This window comes from Saliphagus infecundisoli (assembly GCF_020177375.1).
Taxonomy (GTDB): Archaea; Halobacteriota; Halobacteria; order Halobacteriales; family Natrialbaceae; genus Saliphagus; species Saliphagus infecundisoli.
In genome coordinates this window covers 825,534-846,773 of sequence record NZ_JAIWHV010000001.1, presented here as the reverse complement: position 1 = coordinate 846,773, position 21,240 = coordinate 825,534, and the positions used below count along the sequence as shown (strand labels likewise).

General features: G+C 69.2%; 24 protein-coding genes. 9 read left to right on the top strand and 15 right to left on the bottom strand.

Translation table 11 applies throughout. The features are described 5' to 3' along the window. Positions 1-161: 161 nt before the first annotated feature. Positions 162-602 (top strand): DUF3592 domain-containing protein, encoded by a 441-nt coding sequence (locus LCF40_RS04755; RefSeq protein ID WP_224827565.1) that lies wholly within the window; start codon positions 162-164, stop codon positions 600-602. A gap of 171 nt (positions 603-773) precedes the next feature. Here the strand turns inward: LCF40_RS04755 and LCF40_RS04750 are convergent, their stop codons facing one another. The 7 genes from LCF40_RS04750 to LCF40_RS04720 all read right to left on the bottom strand — a co-directional run bounded on the left by LCF40_RS04750 (position 774) and on the right by LCF40_RS04720 (position 8,649). Next, entirely contained in the window at positions 774-1,904 is a 1,131-nt protein-coding gene (locus LCF40_RS04750; RefSeq protein ID WP_224827564.1) for an XdhC family protein, read from the bottom strand. A 48-nt stretch (positions 1,905-1,952) separates the two neighbouring features. Next, a complete protein-coding gene (locus tag LCF40_RS04745) occupies positions 1,953-3,206 on the bottom strand; it encodes a vWA domain-containing protein (RefSeq protein ID WP_224827563.1) in 1,254 nt (417 codons plus the stop codon). A gap of 2 nt (positions 3,207-3,208) precedes the next feature. After that, positions 3,209-4,195, bottom strand: coding sequence for an AAA family ATPase (locus tag LCF40_RS04740; protein ID WP_114575446.1), 987 nt, complete (start codon positions 4,193-4,195; stop codon positions 3,209-3,211). A gap of 52 nt (positions 4,196-4,247) precedes the next feature. Then, positions 4,248-5,114 carry an FAD binding domain-containing protein gene (locus LCF40_RS04735; protein ID WP_224827562.1) on the bottom strand — a complete coding sequence of 289 codons (867 nt, stop codon included), beginning with the start codon at positions 5,112-5,114 and terminating at the stop codon, positions 4,248-4,250. After that, on the bottom strand, positions 5,115-5,618 hold the full coding sequence (locus tag LCF40_RS04730) for a (2Fe-2S)-binding protein (protein ID WP_224827561.1): 504 nt from the start codon (positions 5,616-5,618) through the stop codon (positions 5,115-5,117). Between the two features lies 1 nt (position 5,619). Then, positions 5,620-6,240 (bottom strand): SRPBCC family protein, encoded by a 621-nt coding sequence (locus LCF40_RS04725; protein WP_224827560.1) that lies wholly within the window; start codon positions 6,238-6,240, stop codon positions 5,620-5,622. A 63-nt stretch (positions 6,241-6,303) separates the two neighbouring features. Beyond that, entirely contained in the window at positions 6,304-8,649 is a 2,346-nt protein-coding gene (locus LCF40_RS04720; RefSeq protein ID WP_224827559.1) for a xanthine dehydrogenase family protein molybdopterin-binding subunit, read from the bottom strand. A gap of 122 nt (positions 8,650-8,771) precedes the next feature. Between LCF40_RS04720 and LCF40_RS04715 the strand changes: the two genes are divergently transcribed. Continuing rightward, a complete protein-coding gene (locus LCF40_RS04715) occupies positions 8,772-10,001 on the top strand; it encodes a molybdopterin molybdotransferase MoeA (RefSeq protein ID WP_224827558.1) in 1,230 nt (409 codons plus the stop codon). After that, positions 9,998-10,630 carry a nucleotidyltransferase family protein gene (locus LCF40_RS04710; RefSeq protein WP_224827557.1) on the top strand — a complete coding sequence of 211 codons (633 nt, stop codon included), beginning with the start codon at positions 9,998-10,000 and terminating at the stop codon, positions 10,628-10,630. The genes LCF40_RS04715 and LCF40_RS04710 overlap by 4 nt, the downstream gene beginning before the upstream one ends. Before the next feature lie 70 nt (positions 10,631-10,700). Here LCF40_RS04710 and LCF40_RS04705 read toward each other — a convergent pair whose 3' ends face one another. After that, the gene (locus tag LCF40_RS04705) at positions 10,701-10,940 is read right to left on the bottom strand and encodes a hypothetical protein (protein WP_114575452.1); all 240 of its coding nucleotides are present in this window, start codon (positions 10,938-10,940) and stop codon (positions 10,701-10,703) included. A 137-nt stretch (positions 10,941-11,077) separates the two neighbouring features. Between LCF40_RS04705 and LCF40_RS04700 the strand changes: the two genes are divergently transcribed. The 6 genes from LCF40_RS04700 (at position 11,078) to LCF40_RS04675 (ending at position 15,825) form a co-directional block, all read left to right on the top strand. Next, positions 11,078-11,314: a DUF7860 family protein gene (locus tag LCF40_RS04700; protein ID WP_114575453.1), complete on the top strand. Its 237-nt coding sequence runs from the start codon at positions 11,078-11,080 to the stop codon at positions 11,312-11,314. Positions 11,315-11,437: 123 nt separating this feature from the next. Next, complete coding sequence (locus tag LCF40_RS04695; RefSeq protein WP_224827556.1) at positions 11,438-12,610, top strand: pyridoxal phosphate-dependent aminotransferase; 1,173 nt, start codon at positions 11,438-11,440, stop codon at positions 12,608-12,610. Between the two features lie 88 nt (positions 12,611-12,698). Then, the gene (locus tag LCF40_RS04690) at positions 12,699-13,073 is read left to right on the top strand and encodes a translation initiation factor IF-5A (protein ID WP_224827555.1); all 375 of its coding nucleotides are present in this window, start codon (positions 12,699-12,701) and stop codon (positions 13,071-13,073) included. 4 nt (positions 13,074-13,077) lie between these two features. Then, positions 13,078-13,896 carry an agmatinase gene (speB, locus tag LCF40_RS04685; protein WP_224827554.1) on the top strand — a complete coding sequence of 273 codons (819 nt, stop codon included), beginning with the start codon at positions 13,078-13,080 and terminating at the stop codon, positions 13,894-13,896. A 53-nt stretch (positions 13,897-13,949) separates the two neighbouring features. Then, positions 13,950-15,068, top strand: a complete 1,119-nt coding sequence (locus LCF40_RS04680; protein WP_224827553.1) for an ArsA family ATPase — start codon at positions 13,950-13,952, stop codon at positions 15,066-15,068. Between the two features lie 67 nt (positions 15,069-15,135). Next, entirely contained in the window at positions 15,136-15,825 is a 690-nt protein-coding gene (locus tag LCF40_RS04675) for a DUF7847 domain-containing protein (RefSeq protein ID WP_224827552.1), read from the top strand. 9 nt (positions 15,826-15,834) lie between these two features. Here LCF40_RS04675 and LCF40_RS04670 read toward each other — a convergent pair whose 3' ends face one another. The 7 genes from LCF40_RS04670 to thyA all read right to left on the bottom strand — a co-directional run bounded on the left by LCF40_RS04670 (position 15,835) and on the right by thyA (position 21,189). Next, positions 15,835-16,353 carry a DUF8108 domain-containing protein gene (locus LCF40_RS04670; RefSeq protein ID WP_224827551.1) on the bottom strand — a complete coding sequence of 173 codons (519 nt, stop codon included), beginning with the start codon at positions 16,351-16,353 and terminating at the stop codon, positions 15,835-15,837. A 68-nt stretch (positions 16,354-16,421) separates the two neighbouring features. Continuing rightward, positions 16,422-17,345 carry an SDR family oxidoreductase gene (locus LCF40_RS04665; RefSeq protein ID WP_224827550.1) on the bottom strand — a complete coding sequence of 308 codons (924 nt, stop codon included), beginning with the start codon at positions 17,343-17,345 and terminating at the stop codon, positions 16,422-16,424. Between the two features lie 69 nt (positions 17,346-17,414). Beyond that, entirely contained in the window at positions 17,415-18,215 is an 801-nt protein-coding gene (locus tag LCF40_RS04660) for an endonuclease V (RefSeq protein ID WP_380683375.1), read from the bottom strand. Beyond that, a complete protein-coding gene (locus LCF40_RS04655; RefSeq protein ID WP_224827549.1) occupies positions 18,215-19,156 on the bottom strand; it encodes a rhomboid family intramembrane serine protease in 942 nt (313 codons plus the stop codon). The genes LCF40_RS04660 and LCF40_RS04655 overlap by 1 nt, the downstream gene beginning before the upstream one ends. An 83-nt stretch (positions 19,157-19,239) precedes the next feature. Continuing rightward, positions 19,240-19,539 (bottom strand): PadR family transcriptional regulator, encoded by a 300-nt coding sequence (locus LCF40_RS04650; protein WP_114575463.1) that lies wholly within the window; start codon positions 19,537-19,539, stop codon positions 19,240-19,242. A 112-nt stretch (positions 19,540-19,651) separates the two neighbouring features. Then, positions 19,652-20,173: a dihydrofolate reductase gene (locus LCF40_RS04645; protein ID WP_114575464.1), complete on the bottom strand. Its 522-nt coding sequence runs from the start codon at positions 20,171-20,173 to the stop codon at positions 19,652-19,654. Next, complete coding sequence (gene thyA, locus LCF40_RS04640; RefSeq protein WP_224827548.1) at positions 20,173-21,189, bottom strand: thymidylate synthase; 1,017 nt, start codon at positions 21,187-21,189, stop codon at positions 20,173-20,175. Before thyA ends, LCF40_RS04645 begins: the two co-directional genes overlap by 1 nt. Between the last annotated feature and the right edge of the window lie 51 nt (positions 21,190-21,240).

Genomic DNA, 21,240 nt, shown 5'->3' with positions numbered 1-21,240 from the left:
GCACCAACGTTCCAAAACATGAGTAGTTGCGTCGCTGCTGGCAGCGACGCTACGGTGATTCACGCCCATATCTCACTGATCGCACAGATCTACGCTCGTCCGAAACAACACTCTGTTTGGTAGGGCCTAACGGCCCAAGTACACTTCGTGGCGCGGCTATCATGCTGGTGATTGGCCTCGTAGCGACCGGCTACGGAGTATATGACTATACCCAGCAATCCGATGCCGTCGCAGATGCTGTTGAAGTCAACGCTGAAATCGCCGAACTCGATGTCGAATCGACTTCAGCCGGGAGTAGTACTGGTGTGGACTACCGCCCAACAGTCCGCTTCACATACGAGTACGAAGAAACAAGCTACACAAGCACGAATGTGTTCCCCTCAACTATTTCCCCGAATTACGACACCGAATCGGAGGCTCGTTCTGTCCTCGATGAATATTCAGTCAACGAGTCCGCTACTGCCTACCTTGATCCGGCAAATCCCGGAGCCGCGTTTCTAAAACAGGACACGTCGAACGCGCCGCTCATCGTCGTCGCCATCGGCTTATTCTTCGTTCTCGTCGGTGGCGCGTCAGCTATGAAGCGGTATCGTAGTCGCTGACTCGACCCACTATCCAACAAGCAAACACGACCTTCAACTGGTCGTTCCGAACACGCCCACCTCCGAATCGACGGAGAGGTGACGGCAAATACGCACCTGAAGGGAGCAGATAATCCGGCCTAAGCAGAGAACAACGCGTCGTGACGAGTTCGACGACACGCTACCGACGGACTACTCCCCCGGAAGCTCCGCCTCGCGCCGGTCGTGGATCGGGCCCTCGCGCTCGGCGAGGTGGGCCGGCTCCCGGCCGTTGTGAACCGCCAGGATCTCGCTCACGATGCTCGTCGCGATGCCGTAGGGCGAGCCGGCACCTAGATCGAGCCCGACCGGAGTGTAGAGACTCTCGAGTTCCCCCTCGGTGAGCTGGCGACCCTCCTCCTCGAAGGCGTCTCGCATCTCCTCGAAGCGCTCGGGAGGTCCCATCAACCCGACGTAGGGGAGTTGGCCGAGCAGTTCGCCGACCGCGAGCCGGTCGTCGACGAAGTTGTGGGTCATCACGACCGCGTACCCCCCCGGGGCGACGTCGTCGCCGATCCGGGCGGGCGAGGTCGAGACGTGCTCGCTTGCCTCCGGGAACCGCGATTCGAGATCGACCCCGCCGCGGAAGCCGACGACGATGGTGTGAAACCCGTTTCGCTCGGCGAGGTCGACGACCGGCCCGACGTCGTGGCCCGAGCCGACCACGAGGAGCCGGGGATCGGGCCGGACCGCGTCGACGAAGACCGTCGCCTCGCCCGCTTCGCCGGCGACCTCGACGCTCTCGCTGCCGCCATCCTCGAGCACGCGCGCCGCGAGCCCCTCGATCCCGTCGGCGAACCAGCCGGGGACGGACCCCTCGACCTCCCCGTCGCGGTAGTACGCCCGCGTCCCGAGCGGGAGGTCGCCGTCGAGGACGGTGAGCGACGCGATCGGCTCGTCGGCTTCGACTGCGGAAACCAGCGGGTCGTAACGCTCGTCTACGGGCTCGACGAGGACGTCGATGATCCCGTTGCAGCCGACGCCGAGCCCCCAGACGTCGCCCTCGTCGTCCATCAGGTCGTAGCGCTCGATCCGGGGCTCGCCCGCCGCGAGCACGTCGCTCGCGAGTCCGGCGACCTCGCTCTCGAGACAGCCCGCCGTGATGTGCCCGAAGCCGCCGCCCTCGCGGTCGACGACCATCTTCGCGCCCGGCCGTCGGTAGGCGCTTCCCTCGACGGCGACGACGGTGGCGACCACCGCCTCCCGACCCGCTCGCCGGACCTCGCGGATCCGTGCTAACACGTCGGCGCTCGGGGCGCTCCAGTCGCCCTCCCGATCGGTCATACGCCCCCTTCGGGTTGCGGACGCCTATCGTTTGCGCCCGCATCGGGGTCACGGCCGCGGGTCGTATTCGTAGCCGATCGACCCCGACAACCCCTGGCGCTCGAGCTGACGGGCGACCTCCCGGACGTCCCCGGGCCCGGCGAACGCGAACAGGCCGTCCACGTAGGGCAACGCGGCGGCCATCCCCCGGCAGGTCGGCTCGTACTCGGGGGAGCCCGCGAGCGGGTTCAGCCAGAGCACGCCCGCACTCGCCCCCGACAGCCACGCCATCCCCTCCTCTAGCTCCGCGACGTCACCGACCTCGAGCCCGTCGCTCGCGACGAGGACGACGGTGTCCCGGTCGACCGCGCCGGGATGCGCCCGACGGATCGCCGCGATCGCCTCCCCGATCCGGGTCCCCCCGCCCCACTCGGCCTCGGCACGCTCTAAGGCCGTCCCCGCGTCTCTCGACCCGATCGCCCGCGTGACCTCCCGGACGTCGGTATCGAAGAGAAAGGTGCGGACCTCGCGCCACTCGCGGGTCATGTGGCCCAGTGCCGCGAGCAGGAACGGGCGGTCCACCGTGTCGAGCACCGACCGGCTCACGTCCGCAAGGACGAGCGCCCGGACCGCCCGCTCGTCGCGACCCGCCGTCGGCAGCGGGAGCGGGACGCCCCCGCCCGCACGCCGGAGCGCGCGCCTGACGTCCGGGCGCTCGTCGCCCGACTGGGTGACCTGCCGCCCCCGGAGGCGCGCGAGCGCCCGCCCCAGCCGATCGATCGAGCGCTCGAGCGTCGCGTCCTCGCGGCCGATCGCATCGACCCGCTCCGTGCTCCCGACGGGGCTGTAGACGGCGGCACTGGTCCCGTCGGAAACAGGGTCGGCGCTCTCGGTTTCACTGGTGGACCCGCCGCGGCGGGCGACCGTCCCGCCGTCCCTGCCAGCATCCGATCCGTTCGTGTCCTCGCCGCCCCCGCTCTCGGGAGCCGCCTCGACGGGCGCGGGCTCTCCGGCGTCCGGCCCGTCCTGTGCGGGCGGCGTCCAGAAATCGCCCTCGCCGGCGAACTGGCGCCAGAAGGAGGGAAACAGCCGCTCGAAGACGTCCTCCTCGTCGGGACCCGCGACCAGCGCGGCCTTCAGAGCCGCCCGGACCCGTTCGCGATCGGAGAGCCCGACCGTCGCGAGGGCGCGGGCCGCGACCAGGGAGCCGTCGGCGGGCACCGAGACCCCTTCCCGGCGGAGCGCCCGCGAGAACGAGACGAGAGCCCCGAGCGTCCGCTCGCGGGCCGCCTCAAGGTCGGTGCCCTCCTCGTTCTCGAACACGGTTACTCCGCCGTCGCGTCGGCGACGACCCGCTCTATCAGGTCGTCGTCCACCCGCTCGACGTCCTCGGCCTCCTTCAGGAGACAGCCCAAAGTGTTCCGGACCGTCGCCGGCTCGAGGCCTTCCCCCTCGCCGTCCAGTTCCCGAACGGCCCGCGCCCAGTCCAGGGTCTCCGCGACCCCGGGCTGCTTGAGCAGTGGCTCCTCGCGCAATCGGGCGACGACCCCGCAGAGTTCGGCGGCGACCGCGGCGTCGAGTTCGGGCACCTTCCGCTCGACGATCGCCCGCTCCTTCTCGAAGGACGGCGGGTCGATGTGGAGGTAGAGACACCGCCGTTTGAGGGCGTCGCTCAACCCCCGGGTCCGGTTCGAGGTGACGATCACGACCGGCGGCCGGTCGGCACTGACGGTGCCGAGTTCGGGAATCGATACCTGGAAGTCAGAGAGCACCTCCAGAAGAAGGGCTTCGAACTCCTCGTCGGCGCGATCGACCTCGTCGATGAGAAGTATCGGCGGCCGGTCGCCGTCTCCTGAAAGCGCCTCAAGGAGGGGGCGCTCGAGGAGGTAGTCGCGGTCGAAGACCGATCGTTCGTCGCCGTCGCCGTCCGCGCCGGCTTCCCCGGAACCGCCACCGTCCTCGACCCCGCCCTCGCCGGCCTGGACGGCCAGGAGCTGTTTCGTGTAGTTCCACTCGTAGAGGGTGTTCTCGGCGGCCAGACCCTCGTAACACTGGAGCCGGACGAGGTCGGTCGAGAAGCCGCCGGCGAGGACTTTCCCGAGCTCGGTCTTCCCGCTTCCCGGCTCGCCCTCGATCAACAGCGGCTTGCCGAGCCGAAGCGCGAGCAGGACCGTCGTTACGATCTCGTCGTCGGCCACGTAGGACTCCGCCTCGAATACCTCTCGAAGCCGCTCCTCGTCTACGTCCGCGAACGGGGCCGCCGCGGCGGCCGCCGATCCGGGATCGTCCCCGCCATCGTCGTCTGTTCCCATTGCCCGCGACTAGGGGCCCGTCGCCTAAAAACGCGCGGCGGTCACGCGTCGGTCAGCCCGCCCGATCGAGCGCTCGATCGACGGCCCGTTCGGCGTACGCTTCGAGGAGCCGTCCGCGAAACTCGCTCGAGGTGTCGATGTCCTCGATCAGCTCCCACTCCTCGACGTCCGCGGTCGCACGCTCGCCTGCCTCCGCCGCCACGTCGCCGCCGTCGATCGTTTCGCCCGCGAGGAACTCCTCGACCGGGCCGAGTCGGCGGCCGTAGCCGAAGGCGCCGTTGGCCCCGACCCGCGCGGACTCGATCTCGCCGCCGGAGACCGCGAGGCGGACCCCGACGCCGACGACGGCGTATCCCGAGGAAGGGCTGGTCTTCTTGACGTACGCACCGCTTCCCTCGCAGGCAGGGATCTCGATCCCGGTGACGATCTCGCCCTCCTCTATGGCCGTCGCGTACATCGCGAGGAAGTAGTCGTCGATCGGGATCGACCGCTCGCCGTCGGCGCCCCGGACGTGGACCGTCGCATCGGCCGCGAGCAAGGGTCCAGGAAGGTCCGAGGCGGGATCGGCGTGGGCGACGTTACCGCCGACGGTTCCCCGATTGCGGACCTGGACGTCGCCGATCTCGCCGATGGCGTCGGCGACCGCCGGCGCGCGCTCGGCGAGAGTCTCACTCTTCAAGGCGTCGGCGTACGTCGTCGTCGCGCCGATCCACACCCCCTCCTCGGTGGTCTCGACGCCCGAAAGGTCGTCGATCCCGCCCACGTCGATCAGGGTGCCGGGATCGGCGAGGCCGGACTTGATCGTCGGCAGCAGGCTGTGGCCGCCCGCGAGGAGTTCGGCGTCCTCGGTGTCGGAAAGCAAGTCGAGAGCCTCCTCGACGCTTTCGGCGCGGAGGTAATCGAATGCGGGCGGGTACATCTACTCGCCCTCCTCGCTCGCGGCGTCGGTCCCGCCGCGCATCTCGCCCGCTGCCGCCTCGACGGCGTCGACGATCGGCTCGTAGCCCGTACACCGACAGAGGTTGCCCTCGATTCCCTCCCTGATCTCCTCGCGGTCGGGATCGGGTTCCCGTTCGAGCAGCGAGAGCGAACTCATCAGCATTCCCGGCGTGCAGTAGCCACACTGGAGGGCGTGTTCGTCCCGAAAGCTCTCCTGGAGGGGGTGGAGGTCGTCGCCGTCGGCGAGTCCCGACACCGTCGTCACCTCGCTGCCGTCGGCCTGGACCGCGAGCACCGTACAGGACTTGACGCTGTCGCCGTCGACCCGGACGGTGCAGGCCCCACAGACGGTGGACTCGCAGCCGACGTTCGGACCCGTATACCCCAGCTGATCGCGCAGGGCGTGGACGAGCAGCGTCCCCGACTCGACCTCGAGCCCCCGATCCTCGCCGTTGACCGTCAGGCTGATCTCGTGGGTAGCCATCTCAGCCCCTCGAGACGACGTCTCTCACGCGCTCGCGGAAGCTCGAGGACTCGTCGTCGACCTCCGAGATCCGGTCCTCGACGTCGCTGAAGAAGCGGTTGACGACCTGGTTCGCGACCGGGTTCATCACCCGCTGGCCCATCCGGGCGACCTTCCCGAAGACGTCGGTTTCGGCCCACCAGTCGACTTCGACGCCGTCGTCGGTCTCGCTCAGGATCATCCCCGAATCGAGTTCGAACGAACTGCTCGAGGAGCCCCCCTCCGCGCTCGCGTGCATCTCGGGGAACTCCCGTTTCGTGATCGTCACGATGGTCTCGAAACTGGGATTGACGCTGCCGACCTGGATCCCGACGAGGGTCGCGTACCGCCCGCTCTCCTCGAACGCCCGGGCCGCGACGTCGTCGGGGTCGGCCTCCGGAAGCGTAGGGGGCTTTTCCTCGCCGTCGGCCTCCTCGGCCAGCGCGTCGAAGTCGACCTCGTCGGGGTCCTCCCCGACGTCCTCGACTCTGACGAGGAACTGACAGCCCGGCAGACACTCCTCGATCAACACGGGGTCGGACAGCGCGAGCCATGCCTCCTCGGTCGTTACGCCCTCGATCTCGAACGTGTCACTGAATTCCATTGGTAGTCCTCCGTCGGTCGGTCGCAGTCGTCTGCCGTCCGTTCCGTCCCGATTCCGCACCCTTCATCGCGTCTCACCCCGGGCTGCCCGCCACAGGGTCTCCTCGGACAGCGGCGCATCGAGGTCGTCCACCCCGAACGGGGAGAGCGCGTCGATCGCCGCGTTGACGACGGCCGGCATCGCCGCGATCGTTCCGGCCTCGCCGACGCCTTTCGCGCCGAGCGGGTTGTTCGGCGAGGGCGTCTCCGTGCTCTCCCAGTCGACCTCGGGAAGCTGCCAGGATTTGGGCATCGCGTAGTCCTGGAGCGAGCCGGTGGCGAGGTTCGCGTTCTCGTCGTAGCGGCCCTCCTCGTAGACGGCCTGGCCGATCCCCTGGGCGATGCCGCCCTTGATCTGGCCCTCGACCAGCTTCGGGTTGATCTGCGTGCCGACGTCGTCAACCGCCACGTAGCGCTCGAAGCCGAGCTCGCCCGTGTCGGGATCGACCTCGACGATCGCGACGTGGGTGCCGAACGGTGCCGTCGACCCCTCGGGCGTGAAGAAGGCCGTCTCCTCCATCCCCGCATCGACGCCCTCGGGGAGGTCGCCGGGGCTGTAAGCGGCCTCGGCGACCGCCTCGATCGTCACCGTCCGGTCGGGCACTCCGCGAACCCGGAACTCGCCGTCGTCGAACTCGATGTCCGCTTCACTGGCCTCCAACTGGTGGGCCGCGATCGTCCGCCCCTTCTCGACGAGCCGTCCGGCGGCCTCGCGCAGGGCGCCTCCGCCCATCGGGAGGCTCCGGCTGCCGGCGGTGCCGCCACCTTCGGGGACGCGGTCGGTGTCGCCCTCGATCACTTCGACCGCGTCGTAGTCCACGCCGAGTTCGTCGGCGACGACCTGGGCGAAGCTGGTCGCGTGGCCCTGGCCCGTGTCCTGGGTACCAGTCCCGACGACGACCCCGCCTTCGGGGTTCATCCGGACGAGCCCGCCTTCCATGTCGCCCGAGCTTCCGCCACAGACCTCGACGTACGACGAGAAGCCGATTCCGAGGTACTTCTCTTCCTCGCGGGCCGCCTCCTGGCGCTGCCGAAACCCGTCGTAACCCACGATCTCGAGGGCTCGATCGAGCGTCTTCTCGTAGTCGCCGCTGTCGTAGCTCCGGCCGAGGGCGGTCTCGACCGGGAACTCCTTGGAGGGGATGAAGTTCCGTCGGCGGAACTCGGCGGGGTCGATCTCCAACTCCCGCGCACAGGCGCTCCCGAGTCGTTCGATGACGTAGGCCGCTTCCGGCCGGCCCGCGCCCCGGTAGGCCGAGATCGGTGCCGTGTTGGTGAACACACCCCGGACCGAGACGTGGCCCGCGGGGACGTCGTACTGGCCACAGAGCATCGCCGCCGTGCCCTGTGGGATGCCGACGCCGCCGCCGGTGGCGTACCCCCCGAGGTCGGCGTCGATGTGGCCCCGGAGTCCCAGCAGGTCGCCCTCCGCCGAGAGCGCGGCCTCGATCTCGGTCTCCTGGTGGCGGGCGTGGACCATCGACTGGAAGTCGTCGGTCCGCCTGGCCTGCCACTTTATCGGGCGCTCCAGGGCCATCGCACACCACGCAGAGAGCAGGTGTCCGGAGTAGGGCTGGAGCTTCGCGCCGAAGCCGCCGCCGACGTCCGGAACCCGAACCGTCACCCGGTGTTCGGGCACGTCGAGCACGTCCGATAAGCGGTCCTGGACCGAGTGGGGATTCTGGCTCGAGAGCTCGACGATCAGGGCGTCCTCGGACTTTCGGTACCGGGCGACCGCCGCGCGCGGCTCCATCGCCGTCGGGATCACGCGGTTGTTCGCGACGGTGAGCGCCACGGTATGGTCGGCGTCCGAAAAGGCCTCCTCGGTCGCCTCCTCGTCGCCCGTCTCGGACTCGAAGCAGACGTTTCCCTCGGCGGCATCGTGGAGCCTCGGGGCGCCCTCCGCGAGCGCGTCCTCGAGTTCGGGGGCCGCCTCAAGGCGGTCGTACTCGACCTCGATCAGGTCCAGCGCCCGGAAGGCGTCGTAGCGGCCCTCGGCGACGACCGCGGCGACCGGCTGGCCCTGGTAGCGGACCCGTTCCCGGGCGAGCAGGGGGCGCTCGACGGCGACGCCGTTTTCGGGATCGGCGGCGGGCATCGTTCCGTCGATTCCGGACTCCGTGAGGTCCTCGTGGGTGTAGACCGCGAGGACGCCCTCGCTCTCCTCGGCGGCGCTCGTGTCGATCGCGCCGATCTCGGCGTGGCCGTACTGGCTGCCGAGAAGCGCCAGGTGGGCCATCCGGGGGTACTGGACGTCGTCGGTGTAGCGGGCCTCGCCCGTCAGCAGGTGGGGGTCCTCGCGGCGCTTGACGGCGCTGCCGGCGAACTCGCCCGCGCGGACGTCCTCGGCCTCGACGGTCTCTACCGGCATCGCCACCTCCCCGGGGTCGTGAGTACCCGTGTCATCGTTCGTGTGGAATTCACACGGAGCCACATTAACGCATTCCTTCCGGAACCCCCCGAATCCATTACCGTCCCGTGCCAAGCGGAGCCATGGTCGATAGCACGGATCCCTCCGGGTTCGATCTCCTCTCGCGGACGGAAGCGGTCGATCGGCTCCTCGCCCTCCGCGCGGAGTGCCTCACCGAGCGGCCGGCGACGACGGCCCCCGTAGACCGGATCGCCGGCCGGACGGTCGCCGAGTCGATCGACGCGTCCCGGGACCTGCCCGCCCGTTCGCAGGCAACGATGGACGGCTACGCTCTCGACGCGGCCGCCGACTACCCCCTTACCGTCGTCGGCGAGCGCTTCCCCGAAAGCGATTCGGGAGGGGTCGAGAAGGGCGAGGCCGTCCGGATCGCGACCGGCGCGCCCCTGCCCGAGGGAACGGACGCCGTCCTGCACCGGGAGCGGGCGGCCGTCGAGGACGGCCGGCTGACCGGTCCCTCCATAGAGCCGGGGACGAACGTCTACGAGCACGGCTCGAACGTCGCCGGGGGCGAGCGGATTTTCGAGAAGGGTGAACGCCTCGCGGCCCCCGACGCGATCCTCCTGCGGGACCTCGGGATCGAACCCGTTCCCGTCCACGAGCCGCTCTCGGTGGGCGTGCTCGCGACCGGCACGGAGATCCACGAGGGGCGCTCGCCCGACCGCGACTCGCCGACCCTCGCGGCCCTCGTCCGTGAATGGAGCCACGAGGCGACCCTCAAGGGCAGCGTCCCCGACGAGCTCGGCCGCGTCCGCGAGCGGATCGCCGACCTCGCGGCAGTCCACGACGTCGTGCTCACCTCCGGCGGGACGAGCCTCGGTCGGAAGGACCACGCCGTTGCCGCCCTCCGGGAGTTGGGAGAGGTCGTCTTCCACGGTGTCGGGATCAGACCGGGCAAGCCGGTCGCGGCCGCCGACCTCGACGGCGCCGTCGCCTTCGCGGTCCCGGGAAAGCCGATCGCGGCCCACACCGCCGCGCGGGCGGTTCTGGAACCGTTCTTCACGGGTCAGCGCAGGGAGCCGACCCTCGAAGCCACCCTGACGCGGGACCTCGCGCTCGGCGGCGACGACCTCGAGTACTGGGTTCCGGTCTCACTCTCGCGCGCCGAGCGCGACGGCGGGCTCCCGGAGGCGATGCCCTACGGCCACGCCGACTCCCCGCTCGCGCTCGCTTCCGAGCGCTTTCCGGCGGGACGGGTCGCCTCGAGCACGCGCGCCGCGCGAGCCGACGGCGCAGCGGTGCTCACGGATGATGCCGAGGCCGGCGACCGCGTCGCCGTCCGTCCCTACCGATGAGCCTCCCGGTCGTCGAACCACCCGAAAGAGGGGCGGTCGATGGAAGCGGAGACGACGAGGGTGGGGCGGTCGCCGGCCTCGTACTCGCCGCAGGCGAGGGGACGCGCTTCGGGAAGGAAAACAAGCTCCTCGTCCCCGTCGGAGGTGAGCCGGTCGTCGTCCGTGCGGTCCGGACGCTGCTCGACTCCCGGGTCGGGCCCGTCACGGTCGTCGTCGGCCACGAGGCCGACCGGGTGCGAGAGGCGCTGTCCGACCTCCCGGTTCGAACGGTCGAGAACCCCCGTTATCGGGAGGGGCAGGCGACCTCCGTCGAGGTTGGGATCGGCGCCCTTCCCGAGGACGCGCCGGGGGTCCTGATCGCGCTCGGCGACATGCCGTTCGTCGATCCGGGAACCGTTTCGGCTCTCCGTCGTGCCTATCGAGCCGGACGCGGGACGGCGCTTGCGGCCGCGGCCGACGGGAGGCGGGGAAACCCCGTCCTCTTCGACCGGCAACACTTCGACGCGCTCGTGGGTCTCGAGGGCGACGTCGGCGGCCGCGGGGTCCTCCGGGAGGAGGGCGTTCTCGTCGAGACCGGCGACCCCGGGGTGATCCGGGACGTCGATCGGCCCGCCGACCTCCCTGATTGAGCCCCCCGAGAGCGCCGGTCGCGACGCTCGCCGGGGAGGAGCACGCGAAAAAGTCGGATTCGAGGGCCGCTTATCGTCGGAGCCGGACGCGGTCGTCCTCGTAGGAGTCCACGTGATCGCCGTGGAGTTCGTTCGAGTCATCGTCGTCGCCCCAGCCGACCAGGTCCTTGATCTTGTCCGTGAGGTCCGCGTCCTGGTCGCGATCGACGGTCGCGCGGCCGTCGTTTACGTCGCTGACGGTGCCGATGCGGTCGCCCTCGGCGGTGACGACGTCCTTGTTCCGATCGTCGTCCGTGAAGTCTCGTGCCATCGCACCCCTTTTAGATCGAAGATACAGAGGTGGTCGCTGCTTGTGTGGGCCGGCCCATCACGAGGGGGGAGGTGTCGGCGCCGCCAGAGGTGACGGCGACCGCAATCGTTACTTCGGCGCACGCGAAACCCCCAGCCATGGTAGCCCGCGGACGCTACGGAAACCTCGATTATCCCTCCCTGACGAAAGCCGGCTTCCTGCTCGGCCTCGCCATGTTCCTCGTCGGGGTCGGCGGGGAGTACGTCGGATACGCCTACTTCGGTGGCCTCCCGGGGTGGGAGGAGACGCTATTGTACCTCCTTGCGGTGATCGGCCTTCTCGTCGGCTTTGTCTCCCCGTTCGTCTTCGGGGTCTTCCTCCCGCTGACGGAGTGACCGAGGGCCGAGCCGCGGTCGACGGCGGACGCGACCGACGGACGTGGTCGCCCATCGACGGTCGGCGTCTCAAGGCCCGCACCGATCCGGTGAGTATTCGACCCCGGCCGCCCTCGCGGACGTATGCGGATCGAACCCTTCGCCCTGGAGCGGTGGTTCGGGGAGCACGAACACGACGCCGAGATCATGCTCGCCGAGAGTGGGATCAGGAGCCTGGAAGCGAGCCGGTTCGACACCGACCCCGGAGAACTGGGGTACGTGATCCCGACCGACGGCGACCCCGAACTCCGGGCGGCGATCGGGGAACGGTACGGTCGGAGCGAGGAGGAGGTGCTCTGTACCTGTGGCACCCAGGAGGCGAACTTCCTCGCGTTCCTCGCGCTCTGCTCGGAACCCGACGCCGAAGCGGATCCCTCGGCGTTCCGGGCGGGCGATTCCAACGGGGGAAACACGGTTTCCGGCCGGCGACACGGGCGAGAGCCCCACGCGGTGGTCGTGGTGCCGACCTACCAGGCGCTGTCGGCGGTTCCGGACGCCTTCGGATCGGTGACTGAAGTTCCACTCGGGGAGCCCGACTGGAGCCTCCCGGTCGAGGCGGTCGCCGACGCCGTTCGCCCCGAAACCCGCGCCATCGTGCTCGCGAACCCGAACAACCCCACCGGGAGATATCACCCCGAGGAGCGGGTGCGGGCACTGTACGATCTCGCGGCCGACAACGACGCCTACCTGTTCTGTGACGAGGTCTACCGGCTGCTCGCCGAGGACCCGCTCGACCCGGTCGCCGGCCTCGGCCCCCACGGGCTCTCGACGGCGAGTCTCACCAAGGCCCACGGGCTCGCCGGCCTCCGATTCGGCTGGCTGGTCGGCGACCGGGAGCTGATCGACCTCGCCAGACGCTGGAAGGACTACACCACCATCTCGCCGCCGCTGGTCGGCCAGTACGTCGCCCGGCAGGTCCTGACGGATCCCGACCGCGAGGCCGAGATCATAGCCGAGAACCGCCGGCTCGCGGGCGAGAACCGCGAGCGGGTCCGCGCGTTCCTCGACGAGCACGGTCTCGAGTGGTACGACCCCGTCGGCGTCAACGGCTTCGTCAGCGTCCCGGAGGGGTTCGCGGACGCCCGGGAGTTCTGTCGGCAGGTGGTCGAATCGGAGAGCGTCGTGCTCGCGCCGGGCGACTGCTTTGGCTATCCCGACCGGTTCCGGATCGGGTTCGGGCTCGAGCCCGCCGCGCTGACCGAAGGGTTGGAGCGACTCGAGCGGTTCCTCTCCGATCGAGCGGCGTCGACGGCCTGAACCGGAACCCCCCGCAGAACCGCGGGAGGGGCCGGAGAGCCGGGATCCGTTCCAAACCGTTTATACCGCTCGATTGAGTAACGCGGGTATGGCCAGACAGCAAAAGGAAGTCCGCAATCTCCAGGAGGGCGCGTACGTCATGATCGACGACACGCCCTGTGTGATCAACTCCTACTCCACCGCCAAACCGGGCAAACACGGCAGCGCGAAGGCCCGAGTCGAGGCCAAAGGCGTCTTCGACGGCAAGAAGCGGTCGCTCTCCCAGCCCGTCGACGCGAAGATCTGGGTCCCAATCATCGAGCGCAAACAGGGCCAGGTCGTCTCCGTCGACGGAAGTGACATGCAGCTGATGGACCTCGAAACGTACGAGACGATCACGATGCGGATCCCCGACGGCGAGGATCCGACCCCCGACGAGAACATCGAGTACCTCGAGCTCGACAACCAGCGAAAGATCGTCTGAGGCGATGAACCCGTTTCCGGGGGCCCGACCCGACCGCACCGGCGAGTCCGACGCCGCCTTTTCGGTCGTCGGCGCGCCCCTGGAGACGTCGACGACCTTCCAGCCGGGGGCCCGCTTTGGCCCCCGCCGCGTCCGGCAGTTTTCCGAGACGTTCGACGACTACGACCGCCGGACCGGCCGGCGCTTCTCCGAGCTCTCTGTCACCGACCGGGGCGACGTCCGCGCGTGGGACGACGCCGCGGAATCCCTCGAGTGGCTCGAGGGCGAACTCACAGACGTCGTCCGGAGTGGCGGACTCCCGCTTCTGATCGGCGGCGAACACACCGTCTCGCTCGCCGGCGCCCGTGCGACCGACCCCGACGTCTTCGTCGCCCTCGATGCCCATCTCGACCTCCGCGAGGCGTACGACGGCAACCCCCTCTCGCACGCCTGTGTCACCCGGCGGGTGATAGAGGAGGTCGCCGACGAAGCGGTCATCGTGGGCGCCCGGACGGGGAGCGAGGCCGAGTGGGAACGCGCCGAGGAGGGAGACGTGACCGTCGTCACCCCCGGCGAGGTGGCCGACTGGGAGCCCGACGTCGAGGGGAGAGTCTACCTGAGCGTCGATATCGACGCGGCCGACCCCGCTTTCGCCCCCGGAACGGGGACGATGGAGCCGTTCGGCCTCGAGCCGACGGCGATGCGGGACGCCGTTCGGGCGGTCGCTCCACGGGCGGTGGGCTTCGACGTCGTCGAGGTAAACGACCGCGACGACGGGCAAGCCGGCGCCCTCGCCGGGAAGCTGCTGCGGGAGTTCGTCTTTGCGGCCGCCGCCCGGGAGTAGTCCCTCAGAGCGGGACCGACGAATACTCGTGTCCCGACCGGGAACCACTCCCCATGAGTGGACTCGACGTCGAGCCGACCGACGAGCGGGAGTCGGCGGAGTCGGAGGACGGAGACAACACGATCGAGGTGACGCCGACGGACTCGATCGACCGGGAGACGATCGACGTCGAGCCCGCGGGAGAGCCCGTCGAGGGTCCGAGCTACGTCCTCTACGGCGGAAAAGGCGGCGTCGGGAAGACGACGATGGCGGCCGCGACGGCTCTGGACAGCGCCCGCGAGGGAACCGCGACGCTCGTCGTCTCGACCGACCCCGCCCACTCGCTTTCGGACACGTTCGAGACGGAGGTTCCCTCGAGCCCTGAGCGGATTCGCGAGGAGATCCCGCTGTGGGCCGCCGAGATCGACCCCGACGCCGCCTTGGAGGAGAGCCAGGCGGCCTTCGCCGCGGAGGGCGGCCTGGGCGGATTGGGCGACCTGCTGGGCGAGGAGGGGCCGATGGACGCTCTCTTCGGGGGGGCGATGCCCGGCGCCGACGAGGCCGCCGCGATGCAGCTCCTGCTCGAGTACATGGACGACCCTCGGTTCGATCGCGTCGTCGTCGATACGGCGCCGACGGGCCACACCCTCCGCCTGCTCGAGCTCCCCGAGATCATGGACACGATGATGGGCCGGATGATCACGTTCCGGGAGCGTCTCGGGGGGATGATCGACGGCGTCAAGGGGATGTTCGGCGGGGAGGCCGCCGAGGGCGAGGGCGCCGACATGGCCGAGATGCGCGAGGTCCGCGAGCGCATCGAACGCCTGCGGGCGGTGCTCCAGGACCCCGAGCTGACCGACTTCCGGATCGTGATGATCCCCGAGGAGATGAGCGTCGTGGAGTCCAAACGGCTGCGCGAACAGCTCGACCGCTTCGAGATCGCCGTCGGCACCGTCGTCGTCAACCGGGTGATGGAGCCCTTGGCGGAGGTCACCGACGACGTCTCGGGGGAGTTCCTGAGCCCCGACCTGGAGGACTGCGAGTTCTGCAAGCGCCGGTGGGAGGTCCAGCAGGGTGCCCTGGAGGACGCCCAGGAACTGTTCTACGGCACCGACGTTCGTCGGGTACCCCTCTTTGCGGAGGACGTCCGGGGCGAGACGATGCTTTCGGTCGTCGCGGCCTGTCTCCGATAGCCGTTCGTCCGGACCGCTACTGTAGCGTGGGGTACATTTTTATACATATGGTCTGACGGATTGATGTATGGACGGAACCCTCCGGCGAAAGGGTGTGGCCGGCACGATCGGTGACGGGATCGAGTGGCTCCGACGGAACCCGGTGTTGATCGTCCTCTTTTTCGGCTACGGGCTCCTCGAGCTCGTCGGGGAGTTTCTGGGTTTTCTCGGTGGCCTTGTCACCCTGCTCGGCTATCTCGTGTACCTCTACATCAACGGGCTCGTCCACGTGGTCGGACGCGACGAAGCGATGGGCGATCCCGTCGATCTCGGGCGTGCCTCGAGCGCCGTCCTCGGACAGTTCGTCTCGCTGATCGGGATCTTCATCGTGTACGTACTGGCGGTCGGCATCGGATTCGTCCTCCTGATCATCCCGGGACTCTACCTCGGCGTCCGGCTCTCGCTTGCCCTCCCGGCGTGCGTCATCGACGAGAAGGGCGTCACCGAGAGCCTCGAGACGAGCTGGTCGGTCGCCAAGGGGAACCTCCTCAAGCTGTTCGGCATTTTCCTCATCTCGTTTCTCATCGTCGTCGGGACGGCGATCGCCACGCTATTGGTTACCGGATTCGGCGAGGGGTTCTACCTAGCGTTCCTCGTCGTCTCGGCGGTCCTGACCGCGGTCGTCACCCCGATCGTGCAGTTCGCCTACGCCCGCATCTACCTCGAGAACCGACCCGGTTCGGGCGACGGAGAGGACGTCGACCACGTCGCCTGGTAGCGACCGCGTCTAGTGGAGATCGGTCTCGCGCTCGACCTCCGGATCCGGCTGCTCGGTCGGTTCTCGAGGGCCGAGCAGTTCCTCGCTGGCACACTCCAGACAGTAGTGGTTGTGTCCCTCCGATTCGGTGTAGAGCGGGATTCCCGCGATGGCGTACTCCTCGCGGTAGCGCCGGACCAGGCCCTCCCTGGCCGGCGAGTCACAGGCCGTACACCGGAATACCTCGTCTTCCTCCTCGCGGACGACCCGGCGATCGACCGTCCGGACGTGGCCGAATTCGGTCACCGAGTGGCGCCGACCGAGCCGGCGGCGGATGGCCGGCGTGACGGCGGCCCCGAACGAGAGGAAGAACGCGCCGAGCATGAGGACGAACGCCGAGAATCCGACCGAACCAGCGGTGACGAGCTGGGCGACGGCGGCGCCCAGACACACCAGCCCGGAGCCGATCAGCAGTACGCCGGCGATCGAATAGAGGACCTCCGAGACGGTGTCGGCGACCCCGACGGCGTCGCTTCGCTCTCCGCTCATCCTCCGGAACTCCTCGACCCGGAAAAATAAATCGGTCGGTTGTCAGGATCGGCGGTCGGGACCGACGGTCAGACGAGCCGCTGGATGAAGCCGTAGGCGGCGTCCCGGAGGCGGTCGGGGAGGTATCGGGCATAGATGCCGTACTGGGCGACCGGGCCCACCGGATAGCGAGCGGGCGGCTCGGGGACCGTCGCCGCGGTGACGACCGCGCGGGCGACCTCGCCGGGATCGACCGCGAGGGGACCGTCGCCGCCGACCAGCGTCGCGTCCTGGTAGAGCTCCCGGATCGCCCCGTAGAGGTCTTCGTACGCCGGCGTTCCGTCGGCGCCGGGCAACTCCTCGCGAGCCCGATCGGTGAAGCTCGTCTGGACGGGGCCCGGCTGGACGACGACGACGTCGATCCCGAACTCCCCGACTTCCGCGCGCAGGGAGTCGCTCATCGCCTCGACGGCGAACTTCGTCCCCGAGTAGGCGCCGGTTCCCGGGAGCGCGATCCGGCCGAGCACGCTCGAGAGGGTGATGATCCGGCCCGAGCCCTGGGCGCGCATGTGAGGGAGGGCGGCGCGGGTCAGGCGGTGGGGGCCGTAGACGTTGACGTCGAACTGGCGGTGGAGGTCGCCCATCGAGACGTCCTCGATCGGCCCCATCTGCGCGTAGCCGGCGTTGTTGACCAGACAGTCGATGGCGCCGCCGACCTCGACCGTGTACTCGACCGCGCGGGCCACCTGGTCGGGGTCGGTGACGTCGAGTTCGTGGACGTGACAGCCGGCCTCCGCGAGGTCGGCGACGTCGGCCTCCTCGCGGGCGGTCGCGACGACCTGCCAGTCGGCCTGGAGGAAGGCCAGCGCGGTCGCCCGGCCGATCCCCGACGAGCAGCCGGTGATGAGGACGCAGTCCTTGCGGGTGTACCCCTCCCCGGTCCGCTCGCCGTCCGTACTCTCGGCCCCGGCCCCGTCGGCGCCGGTCTCCTCGGTGTCCTCGGCGATGGCCATGGGCGAGTCGTTCGGGCGAGGGGACCTAAAGTACCGACGGTTTGGCTGCCGACCAGTGAGGGCCGGCGGCTATTCCACGTACTCCCCTTTGACGTCCTCGGCGTAGGCGTCGGCCAGCCGGACGGGTTCGGGGAGCTTGTAGTCCGAACAGAGTTCGAGGACCGCCCCAGCGGCCGTCTCCGGGCCGACCCGGTGACCGGAACTCACGTACAGCGGGTTGATGTGGCGGCCGGGCGAGTCGTACTGGCGGCTCTGGACGGCGTAGCCCAGGAGGGTTCCCTTGGGCGCGTCGACGTCGCCGTCGGCCTCGATGGCGACCCGGTCGCCCTCCGCCAATCCCTCGGTTTCCCCGCGGGGGGTGCCACAGAGGAGGCTCTTGGCAACCCCGACGCTCGGGAAGTCGGCGACGACGCCCATGTGGGTCGCGATCCCGGCCTGCCGGAAGTGGATCCGGCCGCTGCCGTCGAACAGCGCGAGGTCCGGTTCGACCGAGAGTTCCGAGAGCGCCGCGAGGATCGGCCCACCTTCTCGAAAGGAGAGGAGTCCGGGGATGTAGGGGATCTCGAGGGGCGTCACCTCCGACACTCGCTCGACGACCTCGCCCGCGCGGGTGGCGACGACGGCGCTTATCGCGCGGTCCTCGCGGTCGTCGTCGGTGAGCAGAAAGGACTGATCGACGCCGACGACCGTCGGGGGGTCCCCGCCGCCCGCGGTCGCGGCGAGCGGGTTCGAGAGCGCCGCCGGCTCGGCGGGGTCAAAGCCGAGGTCGCGATCGGCGAAGACGGCGACGTCGGCGATCTCCTCCTGGAGGGCCTCCATCTCGGCCCGCGAGAGCGAGGGGTCGGGCGCGAGGTCGGGACGGGGCGCCATCAGAACCGTCCGCGGCCGGGACCGCCAGGGCCGCCCGGCCCTCCAGGGCCACCGGGACCTCCTGGTCCACCGCCGCCGAGCTGGAACTGGTCGGGCGTCCGGATCGTCCGCGTGCGCTTGACGTACTCGCCGTAGGCCAGCCCCACCAGCAGGCCGACGAGGTGGGCGGCGTGGGCGATGTTGCCGCCCCCGTCGGTTCCGATGAAGAAGACCGAGAGCACCGCGGTCCCGATGGTGAGCAACCAGAGGGGGACGGGGAGGATGAAGTAGAGGTAGACCTTGAGATTGGGGTTCAGGACCGTGAGCACGCCCATGATCGCGAGCGCGGCGCCGCTTGCACCCAGGACGCTCGCGGGCTCGCCCTGGGCGAGCGAGATGCCGACCTGCCCGAGGCCGGCGAGGACGCCGCTGACGACGAACAGGATCGCGAAGTTCCGCGACCCGACGTAGCGCTCGACGAGGGGTCCAAAGAAGAAGATCACGATGCTGTTGAAGACGATGTGAAAGAAGTTGATCGGGCTATGGGCGAAGACGCTTGTCACCCAGGTCCAGACGTAGCCAACGTTGTCCGTAGAGAGAGCAAAAATCGCCTGATGTGTCCCCGAGCCGGCAGCGAAGAGGACGACCAACTGGAGCCCAAACGTGATCCACATCAGCGCGAGGAAGGTGTAGGTCGCGTTCCCCCGGAAGTACCCCAGGGGTCCGCCGGGACCCGTATCGAAGGGGAGCTTCGCGGCCAGCGAGCCGTCGGAACCGCTTTCGCCGCCGGCGACGCCGTCGTCGAAGCCGCTATCGAAGACGCCGCCCGGGTCGTTCCAGTTCTCCAGGCCCGAGCAGTCGTGGTTCTCGGGGAGCCGGTGGTCCCCACAGTAGGTCCCGCCACAGTGCCGGCAGTTGTACGGCATGTTGATCTCCGTCCCGCACACGTCGCACGTGGCCATTGTCGGAGGAGAGGGGCGGGATCGCTATGGGGTTTGGGGTTTCCGCCCGCTTCGGGAACTACCGGCCGGCCCCTCGCAACCGGTCACTGGTCGGGCAGGATCCGCTCGCCGACGTACTCGCGTTCCCAGGCCAGGCGCTCTTCCAGGGCCGCCTCGCCCTCCTCGCTGATCGCGTAGTAGTTCGTCCGGCGGTCGAGGGTCCCTTTCTCGACGAGCCCCCGATCGACCAGCGTGTCGAGGTTCGGGTAGAGCCGGCCGTGATTCACCTCGAGGTCAGCGTCGGCCTCGATGTGTTCTTTGATCGTCTGGCCCGAGGGCTGATCGAGTCCCGAGATGACGACGAGCAGGTCGCGCTGGAACCCCGTGAGGGTGAAAAGCGACATACCCCGCCCGACGACGGAAACCCCCATTGTAAACCGTTCCGTTTTCGCCCGTCCGGTCGGGTTTCCTGGGGTAGTCCCGCCCTTTCGTCGGCCGGCCCGAGAACGACCGGGACTACCCGCCCTCGCGGCGCACCGACTCGACGAACGCGAACCCGTCGTGCTCCTCGCGGGCTATCTCCCGCCAGGCGTCGGGGTCGATCTCGGGGAAGTAGGTATCGCCTTCGACCTCGCCGTCGACCTCCGTCAGGACCAGCCGGTCCGTCGCCGGAAGGAGGGCCCCGTAGACCGACGCGCCGCCGGCGACGTACGCCCGCTCGACCCCGCGCTCGCGAGCGTCCCGTTCGGCGATGGAGAGTGCCTCCGCTACATCCCGCGCCCGCTCGACGCCCTCGAGGGTCTCGAGGGCGCCCGTCGTGAGCACGATCGAGGTGCGATCGGGCAGGGGCTCGCCGAGCCCTTCGAGGATCCCCTCGTAGGTCCGCCGGCCCATGATGACCGGATGGCCCGTCGTCTCGCGTTCGAAATGGGCCATGTCCTCGGGGAGATCCCAGGGAATCGCTCCCTCGCGGCCGATGACGCCGTTGTCCGCGACCGCCGCGATCGCGACCAGCTCGAGGTCGGTCTCGCTGCCCATCACTCCGCCACCGAAAACGAGAGCGGGCCGTGGGACTCGTACCCCGAGAGGGTGACGTCCTCGGGAGAGAGCTCCTCGAGCGAGGTCGTCGCGAGCTCCAGGGTCGGGCGTTCCTTCGGCTCCCGGGAGAGCTGGGTGAGGAGATTGGGGACGTGGTCTGACCCCTCGTCCTCGGGAGGTTCCACGGGGGCTTCGGACTCGAGCCACTCGCGGATCGCGAGGTAGTCCGCCGGCTCCGTGACGTCCCCGACGCGGGCGCGAAGCTCCGGGAGGTGTTCGGCGTACCACTCGCCCCGGTCGCCGCGGCCACAGTAGGCGTGGGCGTCGACGACGGTGTGCGCGAAGGTGCCGGGCTCGTAGCCGGTCCGTTCGGCGATCAGCCGAGCTAGGAGGGCGTAGGCGGCGACGTTGAAGGGGATTCCCAGTGCAACGTCGCCCGATCGCTGGGTGAGCTGGCAGTTGAGCCGGCCGCCGGCGACGTTGAAGACGAAGGTGTAGTGACAGGGCGGCAGCGTCGAGACCGCCGCGTTCGCGGGATGCCAGGCGTTGACGACGAGCCGGCGGGAGTTGGGAGACTCCTCGATCGTGTCGATCACGTACTGGAGCTGGTCGAACGTCTTCCGTCCGTCCGCCTCCTCGGTTACCCACCGGTGGTCGGCCTCGGCCCAGGCCTCCCCCGGGAGCTGCCCCTCCGCTTCGGGCACGGGAAACCGCCGCCAGAAGCGGCCGTAGGCGGTGTCTACTCGCCCCTCGTCGTCGGCCCAGGCGTCCCAGATGCCCGTCTCCTCGCGGAGCTCCCGGATGTGTTCCTCGCCGGAGAGATACCAGCAGAGTTCGTGGAGCATCGAGTTCCAGCGGTAGTCGTCCATCCGCTTGGTCGTAAGCAACGGATACCCCTCGGCGAGATCCACCTCGTAGTGGGTGCTGAACGCCGAGACCGTATCGACCCCCGTTCGATTGGGCTTGTGGACACCCTCCGAGAGCACCGTCTCGACGAGATCCAGGTACTGACGCATTGTTCTCCCGTTCCTCGCGGGGTCACATATATCCCGACTTCTTCGTCTTCG